Origin of the sequence: Oryzomicrobium sp., from assembly GCF_021287045.1 — a bacterium.
In the GTDB taxonomy this organism is placed as follows: domain Bacteria; phylum Pseudomonadota; class Gammaproteobacteria; order Burkholderiales; family Rhodocyclaceae; genus Oryzomicrobium.
The window spans coordinates 183,985-197,649 of sequence record NZ_JAJTBG010000007.1; the positions used below are offsets into that span (position 1 = coordinate 183,985).

The following is a 13,665-nucleotide window of genomic DNA, read 5'->3' on the forward strand; positions in this document are numbered from 1 at the left end:
GTTTTGCATCAAGGAGCTTTTGCATGTCCGGTCACGGTTTCCACGTCCACGGTCCCCACGACCACGAAGTCGAGCACGCCGCCCAGCATGGCGGCGACGGCTTCACGGCCCGCCTGGCGGTGCTGACCGCGATTCTGTCCACCATCGGCGCCATCTTCGGCTACATGGGCGGCCATTCCCAGAACGCAGCGCTGCTGTACAAGAACGAGGCGGCGATCCAGAAGACGGCGGCCTCGAACCAGTGGAACTACTACCAGGCCAAGAGCAACAAGCAGAACCTGGCCGAGCTGTCGGTGACCCTGACCAGCGGCGAGGCCCAGGAGAAGTTCAAGCAGGCGGTGGAGCGCTACAAGAAGGAAAAGGAAGAGATCAAGGCCGACGCCGAGAAGCTCGAAGCCGCCGCCAAGGAGGCCGACCACCAGAGCGAGCTGGAAATGCACGTTCACGAGCGCTGGGCCCTGGCCACCACCCTGTTGCAGATCGCCATCGCCCTGGCGGCCATCACCCTGCTGACCCGCAAGCGCTGGATGCTGGGGAGCGTGTTCAGCGCTGCCGGCCTGGGCGTCGTGGCCGGTGTCCTGGCCTACCTGCACCTCTGACCGGGCCGGCCCGATGATGCCTGCCGTGCCGCGCCGCCTGGTCCTGGGGGCGGCGTTCTGCCTGGGGCTGCTGGCGGCCCCGGCCTGGGCCGACGCCCCGCCGGCAGACGGCTGCCGGGTGGCCTTCGACGTGGGCTCCTCGGGCATTCGCGCCGGCGCCACGGGCAGCGCCGCCGTGCCCCGGGCGGACATCGACTACCTGGCCCCGCTGATGGCCGGCCGCAGCCTGGACGACACCGTGCCGGCCACCGTGGCGGCCCTTTCCGCCACCTCCGGCCTGCCCGCTCAGGCCGGCTTCGACCCCGGCTGCCGGCGCGTCGCCGGCGGCTTTTCCGCCTGGCGCCTGGCCCTGTCCCGGGACCCGGCCGCCCTGGCGGCCACCCTGGCGACGATCCGCGCCAAGAGCGGCGTGCCGCTCCTGGTCATTCCCCAGACCGTCGAGGGGGCCTACGGCTACTTCGCCGCCCGGCAGGCGCTGGGCGAGGCGCTGACCACCAGCCACGTGCTCGACATCGGCGGCGGCAGCCTGCAAATCGCCGGAGCCCACACCTCCTTCGGCGACAACCTGGGCCAGAAGGTCTGGCACCGCCAGCTCTGCCAGGTGATCCGCCGCACCTCCGATGCTCCCTGCGTCCTGCAACCCCTGGCCCCGGAACAGCTTGCCGCCGTGCGCAACTGGCTGGGCGAGAAACTGCGCCCCGCCGCCCAGGCCCTGGGCGGTTCGGTGACCCTGACGGCCATCAGCCGTCCCGTCACCCGGGGCGTGCTGCCTGCGCTGGAGCGGCTGCAAGGGGCCGCAGGGAAAAAGGATGAGGCGGCAGCAGGTTCCACACTCGGCACGCTGTCGCTCGCCAGCCTGAGCACCGCCATCGACCGGCTCGCCGGCCTGACCTTGGCCGAAACCGCCAATCGGGTCGGCAGCCAGCCCCGCTACGCCGCCTACCTGCTGTCGGACATGCTGCTGGTGGAAGGTCTGCTGCGCGCCACCGGCGGCACCACGCTGAAGGTGGCCGAACTGGACCTGACCAACCTGCCCGGCCTGTTGGCCGACGACCGAGCCTACGCCTGGGGGGAGCGCTACGGCTGCTACCTGGAGCGGCTGGGCCGTCAGGGCCTGGCCGCCTATGCCAGCGATCCGGCCACCTGCCCGGCCGAGGCGCCGCCGCCACGGCCCTGACTCCTTGGACGCGGCCCGGCAAGCGGGCCGCCGTCTTGCCCTGGCACCGTTCGGGCGCGCCGGGCCGGGGCAAGGGATCGGCGTGGCGCCGGCCCCGTCGGGGGCCGGATTGCGCTTTTCGGCCCCCTCCCGAATAACGGGCATGGGGCCGGAGGATTGCGCCGGATCAGGTGCGGCGCACGGTCTCGGAGAGCTTTTCCACCACTTCGACCACGTTGCGGGCGCCCTGGCGGATCTGGTTGATGGCGGTGCCCGCCTCGTTGGCGTGCGCCACGCCGGCCTCCACCTCGCTCAGGCTGGCGGCCATGCCGTCGATCACAGCGTGGCTTTCCTGCTGGATGGTGCTGATCATGGTCGAAATTTCGGTCGTGGATCGGGCGGTCCGTTCAGCCAGCTTGCGCACCTCGTCGGCCACCACGGCGAAGCCGCGGCCGGCCTCGCCGGCCCGGGCCGCCTCGATGGCGGCGTTGAGGGCGAGCAGGTTGGTCTGGTCGGCGATTTCCTTGATGGTGTTGACGATCGAGGTGATCTGGCTGGTTTGCGCCCCCAGGCTTTCCACCTGGCGCGACGATTCCCCCACCTGATTGGCCAGGCCGCGCATCTTGTCGATGGCCTGGAGAATGATGCGCTCGCCGTCGGCCGAGAGCTGTTCGGTTTCCCGGGACACCTCGTAGGCCGTGCGCACGCCCCGCTGCCCGGCCTGATGGCGTAGCACCCGCTCGGTAATGTCGGTGGCGACCTTGATCACCCGGTAGATCTTGCCCGAATCGTCCTGGATCGGGTTGTAGGTGGCTTCGAGCCAGATGCTCTGGCCGTTTTTGTGCACCCGCTCGCATTCCCCGGCAAAGAACTCGCCCCGGGCAAGCTGGTGCCACATGTCCTGGTAGGCCGGGCTATCGACAAATTCCGGCGTACAGAACATGCGGTGGTGCCGGCCCCGGATTTCCTCCAGGCGATAGCCCAGGGTGGCGAGGAAATTGTCGTTGGCCCCCTGGATGATGCCGTCCACGTCGAACTCGATCACCGCCATGGAGCGGTCCAGGGCGCTCACCAGATTGCGGGTGTGGGTCGCCTCGACGATGCGCGCGGTGATGTCGTTGGCGATCTTGACGATGCGGCTGATCGCGCCGCCGGCATTCCGCACGGGGAAGTAGGTGGCTTCGAGCCAGACCGCGCTGCCGTCCTTGCGCTGGCGCTCGAATTTGCCGCTGAAGGCCTCGCCGCGACGCAGCTGCTCCCAGAAACGGCCGTATTCGGCCGACCCGGCCAGCTCCGCCGTGCAGAAGATGCGGTGGTGCTGGCCGACGATTTCGTCCCGCCGGTAGCCCATTACCAGGCAGAAGTTGTCATTGGCCTCCAGGATGGTGCCGTCGGGGGAAAATTCGATCATCGCCACGGTGCGGTGCAGCGCATCGACCAGGCTCTGCAGGGGGAGCCGTGCGGCTTCGCTGGAGGCGAGCTGCTGCTTGAGGGCGGAAGTGAAACCGAACATGGGGGCTGTCTTTCGTCTGGATGCGGGGCCGAAAATTGCGCGCCGGGCATCCGAAGGGGCTGCTCGATGCGCGGGCGAGGCCTATTTTACTGCTGCATTGCGGTTGTTGCGTATTTGTCTTCGACAAAGCTAAATTTTTACCGAAATTCTACCGAAAAAATAATTTTGTCTAGGACGAATAGGTGGGTTGCCGGTAGGGATTTGTAGCGGTCAGGTAACCGTGCGCAACCGCGTCCCGCCTGGCGGGGCGGCAGCGAACATGACGCCGGCAGGCGCAACCCTGCCGGCAGGGCAACGGGAATCCGCCTTGGCCGGCTTGGGGCGACGGCGCTTTTCTGCATTGGCCGCGCCCGGCGCTGCCGTGAAACATCGGGGAGCGCCGGGCGAGGTCAGGCGCGTGGGGGCGTGGGCTTCTCCGGCGTGGCCGGGGAGGAAGGTGCGGTGCCGGCCATCGGCGCGGTGGCCGTGTCGGCGCCATTCTCCTGGACGGTTGGGGCCGCCTGGATATGCACCACCCGCTGGGGGAAGGGGATGCCGATGCCGGCGTCTGCGAAGGCCCGCTCGATCATGAAGCGCAGGTCGCTGCCGATCTGGCGGCCGTCGGCGCCTTGAGCGTAGTCGATCCAGTATTCCAGGTTGAACATCAGGGCGTCGGCGCCGAAGTCTTCGAGCAGCACCCGGGGCGCCGGTTCCTTGAGCACCTGGCCGTGGCGGGCGGCCACGCCGAGCAGCACCTCGGACACCTGCCGGGCCGAGGCGCCGTAATCGACGCCCACCTTGATGGAACGGCGCACCCGGGCGTTGCTGTAGGTCCAGTTGATGACGTTGCTTTCCAGGAAGCTGGAATTGGGGATGAGGATCTCGATGCCGTCGCCGTTGCGCACGATGGATGAGCGGATGCTGATGTTGGTGACGGTGCCGACCACGTTGCCCACTTCCACCAGGTCGCCGACCCGCAGGGGACGCTCGATCAGCAGCATGATGCCGCTCATCAGGTTCTTGAGCAGGTTCTGGGCGCCGAAGCCGAAGCCGATGGCCAACGCGCCGCCGAGGAAGGCGAACACGGTGAGGGGAATCTTCACCAGGTCGAGCGAAATGACGAACAGCACGGCGAGCAGGATGAAGTGGCCCCAGCGGCTGAGAATCTTGGCCAGGGCGGGCTGCACGCCGAAGCGTTCCACCGCCAGCCGGCGCAGGCGCCGCACCAGCCAGGCGCTGACCACGTAGCCGAGCACCAGCAGCAGCACCGCGCCGATGCTCTTGCCGACGGTGACGCTGCGGGTGGCCTTGATCTGGCGGCCGTCCACCTCCAGGGTGTCCTCGGCGGTGAACAGCTCGAAGTTCCACAGCAGACGGGCGTAGTTGCCCAGGGTGGTGGCCCAGCCCCGGGTGCGGTCGGCCAGGGACAGCTCGCCCCGGCTGGCGTCGAACTCCTGCTGCCACTGGCGCAGGGTGCGTTGCAGGTTGCTGACCACCTGGAGGGCTTCCCGGTAGATGTCGGCCCGGGCCTGGTAGGCGCGTTGGAATTCGCGCAGGCTGGCCTCTTCCCCGGGCACGGCGGTGGCGCGCAGGCGGCGCTGGTAGTCGTTGGCCTGGCCGATGGCCAGGTCGATCTCGCCGTTCAGGTAGCGGATCCAGGAATCGATGCGCTCCAGCACTTGGGTGAAGCTCTGGGAGGTCTCCCGCAGCTTGGCCGCGTCCCGGCCGTTCATCAGCATCCAGCGGTACTGCCAGGCCTGGCGCTCCTGGCTGCGGATGCTGATCATGCTTTGCAGGGTGTCGTAGGCCAGGTGGGCGTTGTCGAGCTGGATGCGGCGCAGGGAGGCGGTCTGGGCCAGGGTCGCCAGCGTGGCGTTATGGGCCTGGGCGGCGGCACCGCCGGGGGGCGCCGGGCGTTCCCGGGCACGCAGCAGGGCCTTTTCGGCGTCGTCCAGGGCGCGCTGGGCGTTGGCGTTGCGCTGGCGCTGGCGGGCCAGTTCCGCCTCCTGGACGGCGTGCTCCTTGTCCAGTTCGGCCAGCACCGTGTCCAGATCGGCCTGGGAAAAGACCACCTTGCCGCGCATGGCGTCCAGCTGCTTGGCGGTGAAGGCGGCCTGGGACCGGTACTGGCTGACTTCGGCGCTGGCCAGGCGCATCGCCGCGTCCGCCTCGGCGGCGCTCTGGGCGGCCAGCTTGCTGCGCAGTTCGGCCAGGGCGTGCTGGAGCTGGCGGGCCGGGTCCGGGGGCGCACCCTTGACCGTGGCGGCCTGCTTTTCGTCGAGCTGGCGCAGCTGCACCTGGGCGGCCTTGTACTTTTCGGCGGCGGCGGTCTGTTCGTCGCGCAGCAAGGTCTGGCGCACCTCGGCGGCCCGGGCCTGGGCCTGGGCGTTGTCGCGGCTGTCGCGCAGCTGGTCGGCGAGCAGGGCCGAATAGGGGGGCGGCGTGTCGAAGCCCTTCCAGTTCTTGGACTGGGTTTCCTGGTCGGCGGTCTGCTGCTGCACCCGGCGCAGCTTCTGCAAGGTGTCGCGCTGCCGCTCCAGGCTGCGGGCCAGTTGGGCGATCAGATACTGGCGTTCCAGGCGTTCCTCGGCGTTGGCCTGCTGGAGGGTCCCCGCCGGGGACTGGGTCAGGGCCTGGTGGGCCTGGGCGAGGGACTTTTCCACCGCCGCCAGTTCGTCGTCGTCCGGCGGCGCCTCCGTTTTGGTTTCCGCCTTGGCGGCGGCCGGGGCCTTGCCCTTGAGCAGGGGGACCACCAGGGCACCCTGGGCGGCGGCATCCCGGGGCGGGGCGAGGAAGGCGGCGCCGGCCAGGATCAATCCGAGGGCAAGGGCAAGGCGCGGGCGGCCGTTAACGGGGGCTGGGCGGGGGGCCAGGCGGCGGGGCGGGGTCGGCATGGGCACCTCGGAATGGTGGGCCAAAGCGGTGGGCCAAAGCGGTAGGCCGGAGCGACGGAGTGCGGAAAGGTGGGGCGGCGCCTGCCCGTTACGCCTCGGCCCCGGCCAGCAGTTGGCGGAAGGTGGCGAAGCGGCGCGGGTCAAGCTGGCCGGCGGCCAGGGCGGCCTGGAGGACGCAGCCGGGCTCCTGGTCGTGGCGGCAGTCGCGGAAGCGGCATTGGCCGAGCAGGGGGCGGAATTCGGGGAAGGCGTATTCCAGGGCGCCCTTGCCCAGGTGGTGCAGGCCGAAGTCCTGGAGGCCCGGGGAATCGATCAGGGCGCCGCCTTCCGGGTCGTCCGGCAGGGGGTAGAGGCGGGCGTGGGTGGTGGTGTGCTTGCCCGAGTCCAGGGCCTCGGAAATCTCCCGGGTGGCGGCCTGGGCCTCGGGTACCAGGGCGTTGGTGAGGGTGCTCTTGCCCATGCCGGACTGGCCCACCAGCACCGTCACCTGGCCGGCCAGGCGGGCGCGCAGCTCGTCCAGCCCGGCTCCTTCCAGGGCGGACAGCTCGATCACCGGGTAGCCGAGGGCGGCCAGGGGCGCCAGCCGGGCCCGGGCGTCGACCAGGCGGTCGGCCAGGTCGCACTTGTTGAGCACGATCAGGGCGCGGATTTCCTGGTCCTCGGCGGCCACCAGGCAGCGGGTCACCAGGTCGTCGTAGAACGAGGGCTCGGTGGCCACCACGATGGCGATCTGGGTGACGTTGGCGGCGATCAGCTTCTGGCGGAATTCGTTGCTGCGGTAGAGCAGGGAATCCCGGGGCGCCACGGCTTCGATCACCCCCTGGTCCGGGGCGCTGCGCTCCACCAGCACCCGGTCGCCGCAGGCGATCTCGCTCTTCTTGCCCCGGGGGAAGCAGAGCAGGGGCTGGCCGTCGTCGTCGAGGCGGACCTGGTACTGGCGGCCGAAGGCGGCCACCACGGTGCCGGGCAGCAGGGCCGCGGCGTTCTTGCCGGAAGCGGGGGAGCGGTTGCGGGAGTTGGGAGCGTTGCGGGCAGGACCGGCCATGAAGTGAGCGGGGCGGGAAGAAGAATGGAGATGGAAAAGTGGAATGTGGAATGTGGAATGCGCGCGCCGGCGGCGCAGGCCGGGCGCGTCGCCCGCCAGTTTACCCGGCGGCGGCGAGCAGGCGGGCCACCTTGGCGGCGGCGCGGAAGTCGTTGATCGACAGGCCGCCCACGTCGTGGGTGGAAAAGCGCACGGTCAGCCGGCCCCAGCCCACGGTCAGGTCCGGGTGATGGTTCTGGGCTTCGGCCAGGGCGCCGATGTGGTTGGCGGCGGAGAGGGCGGCGGCGAAGTCGGGAAAGCGCAGGCTGGCGACGATGGCGCCGTCCTCCAGGCGCCAGCCGGGCAGGAGTTGCAGCAGGCTGGCGACGCTGGCCGGGTCGAGACGGTGGGCCGGGCCGCGCAGGGGGGCGCAGGGCGTGTCCACCAGTTCGGCCAGGCTGGGCAGGACGGGACGGCCGGCGGGCGAAAGACTGAGACTGCTCATGGCGGGCTCCAGGGGTATGGCCGCGGAGGCGGGGTCAGCGCGGGAAGTGGTAGTAGGTGTCGTTCAGGTAACGGGCCACGTCGGCCTCGTCGTCCGGGAACCAGCCCAGGTGGTTGCGCGAGACGCACAGGGCGACCCGTTGCAGCAGTTCGGTGCGGTCCGAGATCATCCGCCCGGGCTGGGTGTAGATGGCGCCGGCGTCGCCGCCGTACATGCGCTTGTGGCAGCTCGTGCAGGCGGCGTCGTGGAGTTGCTTGCCGTGCTTGGGATCGGCATGGTCGATGGGATCGGCCAGGGCCGCTGCCTGGAAGGCCGCGCCAGATAAGGCTCCCAGCAGGGCTACCGTGGAAAGCCGCGTGGTTGTTCGCTTTGCAGTCATGGTGCCTGGAACTCCTTATCTGGCGCGGGGTTCGGATGAGTGGCCTAGCCGCCTTGCAGGTGCGCCACGCGCAGGGCAGCGGGGGGGTGGGAATCGTAGAAGAGCGAGTGCAACGGGTCCGGGGTCAGGGTCGCGGCGTTGTCCTCGTAGAGCTTGACCAGGGCCCGCACCAGATCGGCGGCAGAGGCGTGCTCGGCGGCGTAGTCGTCGGCCTCGTACTCGTGGCGGCGCGACAGCAGGCTGGAGAGCGGGGTGAACGGGAAGGTGAACACCGGCACCGCCAGGAAGAACAGGGTCAGGGCCAGGGCCGTGTTGGCGGCGGGCACCCCGAGGCCGGCGAAGAACCAGGGGGCCTCGATCAACTGGCCGAGCAGCCACAGGAAGCCTAGGGACAGGGCGAAGGTCAGGCCGATGCGTTTGGCGATATGACGGCGCTTGAAGTGGCCCAACTCGTGGGCCAGCACGGCCTCGATCTCGGCCGGGGAGAGGCGCTCGATCAGGGTGTCGAAGAAGACGATGCGCTTGTTGCGGCCAAAGCCGGTGAAGTAGGCGTTGCCGTGGGCGCTGCGCTTGGAGCCGTCCATGACGAACAGGCCCGAGGCAGCAAAGCCGCAGCGCGCCAGCAGGGCCTCGATGCGGCCTTTCAACTCGCCGTCCTGGAGCGGGGCGAACTTGTTGAACAGGGGGGCGATCCAGGTCGGGTAGACGAACAGCAGCAACAGGTTGAAGCCGCACCAGAAGGCCCACACCCACAGCCACCACAATTCGCCCATGCGGCCCATCAGCCACAGCACGGCGGCCAGTACCGGGGTGCCGATGAGCAGGCCGAGCAGGGCGGCCTTGAGGGCGTCGGCCACGTACAGGCCCAGAGTCATGCGGTTGAAGCCGAAGCGTTCCTCGATGACGAACTGGCGGTACAGGCCCAGGGGGATTTCCACCACGCCGGAGACGGCCATCACCGACAGGATCAGGGCCAGGCCGTACAGGATCGGGCTGGTTTCGGAACCGATCGCTCCCTGCCAGAAGCCGTGCAGCGCGGCGATGCCGCCGCCCAGGGTGAGGGCCAGCAGCACGGCGGTTTCCACCGCCAGGCCGAGCAGGCCGAAGCGGGTGCGCACGGCGGTGTAGTCGGCGGCCTTCTGGTGGGCGGCCAGGGTCACCCGGTCGGCGAAGCGCTCTGGCACGGCGCCCCGGTGGGCGGCCACGGAACGGATCTGGCGCAGGGCCAGCCAGACGCGCACGGCCAGGGACAGGCCGAGCAGGGCGAGAAAGAGGGCGGTGAAGGCGGAGGCGGTCACGGGGGGGAATGGAAGACGGAGAAGACGGGGAGGAAGGGCGGGAGCGCCTGTTGCTGTGACACAATGGCGCTTTTTGGAGTTCGAAGGATTATGGCACAGGACCCCAACCACCTCGTCTGGCTGGACATGGAGATGACCGGCCTGGAGCCGGACCGGGACCGCATTCTCGAACTGGCCATGGTGGTGACCACTTCCGACCTGGAAGTGGTGGCCCAGTCGCCGGTGTGGGCGGTGCACCAGCCCGAGGCCGTGCTGGCCGGCATGGACGACTGGAACCAGAAGACCCACGGCGAATCGGGCCTGATCGCCCGGGTCAAGGCTTCGACCACCGACGAGGCTGCCGTCGAGGCCCAGGCGCTGGCCTTCATGCAGCAGTACGTGGACAAGCGGGTGACGCCGATGTGCGGCAACTCCATCGGCCAAGACCGGCGCTTCATGGCCCGCTACATGCCGACCCTGGAAGCCTGGTTCCACTACCGCAACCTGGACGTGTCCACCGTCAAGGAACTGTGCCGGCGCTGGCGCCCCGAAGTGTTCGCCGGGCTGAAGAAGAAGGGCGCCCACACGGCCCTCTCCGACATCCTGGAGTCCATCGACGAGCTGCGCTACTACCGGACCAATTTCTTCAAGTAAGACGTTGGGGCTGGTGCGACAGCATCACCCATGGCAGCTATCCGGTGCGGCATTCAAGTCACGCCCGGATCAAGCAAAAGCAAAACGCCCGGCGGGGTTTCCCGGCCGGGCGTTTTCATTGCCGCCCGCGGTTGGGCAAGGAGCGGTCGGTCGTGGTCGGCCGTGGTCAGTCGCGCCGGAACAGGCGCAGGCGTTCGCTGCGCTCGCCCGGGCGGTGGCCTTCCCAGACCCGCTCCCAGCCGGGCTGGCTGCGCTCTTCGCCGGGGGCGGTCTGGATCAGCAGCCAGTCGCAGCTTTCCCGGCCGCGCCGCTCGCTCTTCACCGTCCAGCCTGTCTCGTAGCGCACCAGGGCCTTGAGCGTGGGCGGCAGGCGCACCGAGACGCAGGCCGGGGCAGCGTCCGCAGGCATGGCCTGGCGCATGGCGGCAAAGGTGCCATCGTAGCCCCGACCGTATTCGAGCCAGGGCAGCCACAGGGCCACCAGCAGCACCCACACCAGGGTCAGGCCGGCCAGCCAATGGGTCGGGCCACGGAACAGGGAACGCTCGGCGGTGGTGCGTATCTGGGAGGCCCGGTACAGCAACCAGCCCCACATCGCCGTTACCGCCAGGGCCAGCGCCAAGCCGGACCATGAGACTTCGGCGGTGAATCCGGGGGTGAGGCGGTGCAGGGTGCGCACCAGGGGTTCGGGCCACTGGACCACCATGGCGGTCCAGCCGAGCCAGATGTAGGCGGCGGCCAGGGTGAAGGTGATCACCGCGAACCAGGAATAGGCCGCCGCAGCCCCCTTGCGCAGCCGGGTAGCCTCCAGGGCGGCCAGGGCGGTGAGGGGGACGTAGAAAATCAGGGCGTCAGGGGCCTGGGTGGCGGCCCAGGCATGGACCAGCAGGTTGCCGACGAGCAGCACCAGGGGCAAGGCAACGACCGGACTGGCCAGGGCATGGCGGCGGCGCCACAGGGTCCAGCCCGCCAGGGGCAAGGGCACCCAGGCGAACCAGGCGAGCAGGGCCAACAGGTCGAGCAGATGGCGCGGGCCGCCGCCGTCGTTGAGGCTGGCCAGATCGGCGGCCTGCCAGGCAGAAAAACGGTTCGGCGCGTATTCGGCCAGGGGGGCGAGCCACAGGGCGGCCAGGCCCGCGCCCAGGGCCAGGGCTGCGAGCAGGGCGGCCAGGGCGGGCAGGCGGGAAGTCTTGGGGGCCGGCTGGGTTTCGGCGAGCCAGGCCGGTACGTGGGGGCGCGGCGGGGGAAAAAGGGGAGCGGCAGCCAGCAGCAGGGCCACCGGCAGGGTGCCTTGCAGGCCGCCGGCCAGGTAGGCGCCGCCCAAGGCTAGGCCACCCGGGGCGAGGCCGCGCCAAGGTTTGTCGATGAGCAGGGCGGCGGCCCATAGGCCCAGGGCCTGGGTGGCCATCACCGCCAGTTGCGGCTGGGCCTCGTGACCATGCACCACCAGGCCGATGCCGCCCAGCAGCAGATAAGGGGTCACCCGCTCCGCCTCCTTGTCCCGGGTGCGCCGGGCCAGCATGGCGAGGCAGGCCAGGGTGAGGCCGAGCCAAAGCAGGTTGGTCAGGCGCACGCCGTTGTGGAAAGCGGTGAACGGCGCGAGCAGGCTGCCCGCCAGGGCGGCGACCCAGTGGTAGAGAGGGGCTTCGTTGAAGGCCGTGTCGGCCAGCCGGGGGGCGTACCAGGGCGCGCCCTGGGTGAATTCCCAGGCGACGCCCAGGTGGATGGCGTCCTCGCCCTTCCAGGGGGCGGGGCCCACCAGGCCGGTGACGAGGAACAGGGCTGCCAGGAGCAGCAGGGCGGGCCAGGGCAGGGGCAGGTAGGGGCGTTGCGGCATCCTGGGAACGGTGAGTCCGGAAGGGAAGGGATTTTACGGGTTCGCAGCCGCCCGGCGGAAAAAATGACGGCGGGAAACGGAGGCGCCGGCGCTGGCGGACCGGGGCGCCGGACAGTCCAGTGGGCGATGGTGCGGGGTCGGCCTGATCCGTGCAGGCATGGGCCGAAGCTGTGGCAACGACGCCAGGGCAACAAAAAAGGCAGCCCGCGGGCTGCCTTTTTGCGATCGGGCCGGGCGAACGCCGGCGATCTCGCCCTTAGGCGGAGCGGCGCAGGCCACCGAACTTCTGGTTGAACTTCTCGACGCGGCCAGCGGTGTCCACGATCTTCTGCTTGCCGGTGTAGAACGGGTGGCAGGAGGAGCAGACTTCCACGTGCAGGGGCTTGCTCATGGTGGACTTGGTGGTGAAAGTGTTGCCGCAGGAGCAGGTCACTTGCACGTCGTTGTATTCGGGGTGGATACCGGCTTTCATTTTGAATCCTTTCATGCGTGGTCGGCGGTTTTGGCCGGCCAATGAAAAACGAAGATTATGGCGGAACGACCGGGAAAAAACAAGCAAATTCAGGGCTTGCGGATCGATGGTCAGCGCCGCATGGCGTCGAAGAACTCGTCGTTGTTCTTGGTCTGCTTGATCTTGCCGAGCAGGAAGTCCATGGCTTCCAGGTCGTCCATGTTGTAGAGGACCTTGCGCAGGATCCACACCTTTTGCAGCACGTCCTGCTTGAGCAGCAGCTCTTCGCGGCGGGTGCCGGAGCGGTTGAGGTTGATGGCCGGGTAGATACGCTTTTCGGCCATGCGCCGGTCCAGGTGCACTTCCATGTTGCCGGTGCCCTTGAATTCTTCGTAGATCACCTCGTCCATGCGCGAGCCGGTGTCGATCAGGGCGGTGGCGATGATGGTCAGGGAGCCGCCTTCCTCGATGTTGCGGGCGGCGCCGAAGAAGCGCTTGGGCTTTTGCAGGGCGTTGGCGTCCACGCCGCCGGTGAGCACCTTGCCGGAGGTCGGCACCACGGTGTTGTAGGCCCGGGCCAGGCGGGTGATGGAATCGAGCAGGATGACCACGTCTTTCTTATGCTCGACCAGGCGCTTGGCCTTCTCGATCACCATCTCGGCGACCTGGACGTGGCGGGTGGCCGGCTCGTCGAAGGTGGAGGCCACCACCTCGCCGCGTACGGTACGCTGCATCTCGGTCACTTCCTCGGGACGCTCGTCGATGAGCAGCACGATCAGTTGCACGTCCGGATGGTTGGCGGTGATGGCGTGGGCGATGTTTTGCAGCATCACCGTCTTGCCCGACTTGGGCGGCGCCACCAGCAGGCCGCGCTGGCCCTTGCCGATGGGGGCGATCATGTCGATCACCCGGCTGGTGATGTTCTCGTCGGAGCGGTTTTCCCGCTCCAGCCGCAGCATCTTGTTGGGATGGAGCGGGGTCAGGTTCTCGAAGAGGATTTTGCTCTTGCAGACCGCCGGGTCCTCGCCGTTGATCTTGTCCACCTTGACCAGGGCGAAGTAGCGCTCGCCGTCCTTGGGGGTGCGGATCTCGCCCTCGATGGAGTCGCCCGAGTGCAGGTTGAAGCGGCGGATCTGGGACGGGGAGACGTAGATGTCGTCGGTGCCGGCCAGGTAGGAGATGTCCGGGGAGCGCAGGAAGCCGAAGCCGTCGGGCAGGACTTCCAGACAGCCGTCGCCGAAGATGCTCTCGCCCTTCTTGGCCTGGTGGCGCAGCAGGGCAAAGATCAGTTCCTGTTTGCGCAGCCGGTTGGCGCCTTCGATGCCGTAGCCGGCGGCCATTTCGAGGAGCTGGCTCACATGGAGCGCTTTGAGTTCGGAGAGGTGCATAAGGTTGGA

General features: G+C 68.9%; 12 protein-coding genes. 3 read left to right on the plus strand and 9 right to left on the minus strand.

Going from position 1 to position 13,665, the window contains the following annotated elements; translation table 11 throughout:
* Positions 1 to 23: 23 nt before the first annotated feature.
* Complete coding sequence (locus tag LWW89_RS09840; RefSeq protein ID WP_293263805.1) at positions 24 to 599, plus strand: DUF4337 domain-containing protein; 576 nt, start codon at positions 24 to 26, stop codon at positions 597 to 599.
* Positions 574 to 1,776 carry a hypothetical protein gene (locus tag LWW89_RS09845; protein ID WP_293263806.1) on the plus strand — a complete coding sequence of 401 codons (1,203 nt, stop codon included), beginning with the start codon at positions 574 to 576 and terminating at the stop codon, positions 1,774 to 1,776. Before LWW89_RS09840 ends, LWW89_RS09845 begins: the two co-directional genes overlap by 26 nt.
* Positions 1,777 to 1,942: 166 nt before the next feature.
* Here the strand turns inward: LWW89_RS09845 and LWW89_RS09850 are convergent, their stop codons facing one another.
* The 6 genes from LWW89_RS09850 to LWW89_RS09875 form a co-directional block, all read right to left on the minus strand.
* Complete coding sequence (locus LWW89_RS09850) at positions 1,943 to 3,268, minus strand: PAS domain-containing methyl-accepting chemotaxis protein (RefSeq protein ID WP_293263807.1); 1,326 nt, start codon at positions 3,266 to 3,268, stop codon at positions 1,943 to 1,945.
* A gap of 389 nt (positions 3,269 to 3,657) precedes the next feature.
* Positions 3,658 to 6,141, minus strand: coding sequence for a mechanosensitive ion channel domain-containing protein (locus LWW89_RS09855; protein WP_293263808.1), 2,484 nt, complete (start codon positions 6,139 to 6,141; stop codon positions 3,658 to 3,660).
* Positions 6,142 to 6,229: 88 nt separating this feature from the next.
* Positions 6,230 to 7,186, minus strand: coding sequence for a ribosome small subunit-dependent GTPase A (gene rsgA, locus LWW89_RS09860; protein ID WP_293263809.1), 957 nt, complete (start codon positions 7,184 to 7,186; stop codon positions 6,230 to 6,232).
* A gap of 100 nt (positions 7,187 to 7,286) precedes the next feature.
* Entirely contained in the window at positions 7,287 to 7,670 is a 384-nt protein-coding gene (locus LWW89_RS09865) for a 4a-hydroxytetrahydrobiopterin dehydratase (RefSeq protein ID WP_293263810.1), read from the minus strand.
* A 34-nt stretch (positions 7,671 to 7,704) separates the two neighbouring features.
* Entirely contained in the window at positions 7,705 to 8,049 is a 345-nt protein-coding gene (locus LWW89_RS09870) for a cytochrome c (RefSeq protein ID WP_293263811.1), read from the minus strand.
* Positions 8,050 to 8,093: 44 nt separating this feature from the next.
* Positions 8,094 to 9,347 (minus strand): M48 family metallopeptidase, encoded by a 1,254-nt coding sequence (locus tag LWW89_RS09875; RefSeq protein ID WP_293263812.1) that lies wholly within the window; start codon positions 9,345 to 9,347, stop codon positions 8,094 to 8,096.
* A gap of 90 nt (positions 9,348 to 9,437) precedes the next feature.
* On the opposite strand from LWW89_RS09875, the gene orn reads away from it, so the two are divergent.
* Positions 9,438 to 9,980, plus strand: a complete 543-nt coding sequence (gene orn / locus LWW89_RS09880) for an oligoribonuclease (RefSeq protein WP_293263813.1) — start codon at positions 9,438 to 9,440, stop codon at positions 9,978 to 9,980.
* Positions 9,981 to 10,146: 166 nt separating this feature from the next.
* Here the strand turns inward: orn and LWW89_RS09885 are convergent, their stop codons facing one another.
* From LWW89_RS09885 to rho, 3 genes are all read right to left on the minus strand, one after another.
* Entirely contained in the window at positions 10,147 to 11,817 is a 1,671-nt protein-coding gene (locus LWW89_RS09885; protein ID WP_293263814.1) for a hypothetical protein, read from the minus strand.
* Positions 11,818 to 12,073: 256 nt separating this feature from the next.
* Positions 12,074 to 12,289: a 50S ribosomal protein L31 gene (gene rpmE, locus LWW89_RS09890; protein ID WP_293263815.1), complete on the minus strand. Its 216-nt coding sequence runs from the start codon at positions 12,287 to 12,289 to the stop codon at positions 12,074 to 12,076.
* 110 nt (positions 12,290 to 12,399) lie between these two features.
* The gene (rho, locus tag LWW89_RS09895; RefSeq protein ID WP_293263816.1) at positions 12,400 to 13,656 is read right to left on the minus strand and encodes a transcription termination factor Rho; all 1,257 of its coding nucleotides are present in this window, start codon (positions 13,654 to 13,656) and stop codon (positions 12,400 to 12,402) included.
* Between the last annotated feature and the right edge of the window lie 9 nt (positions 13,657 to 13,665).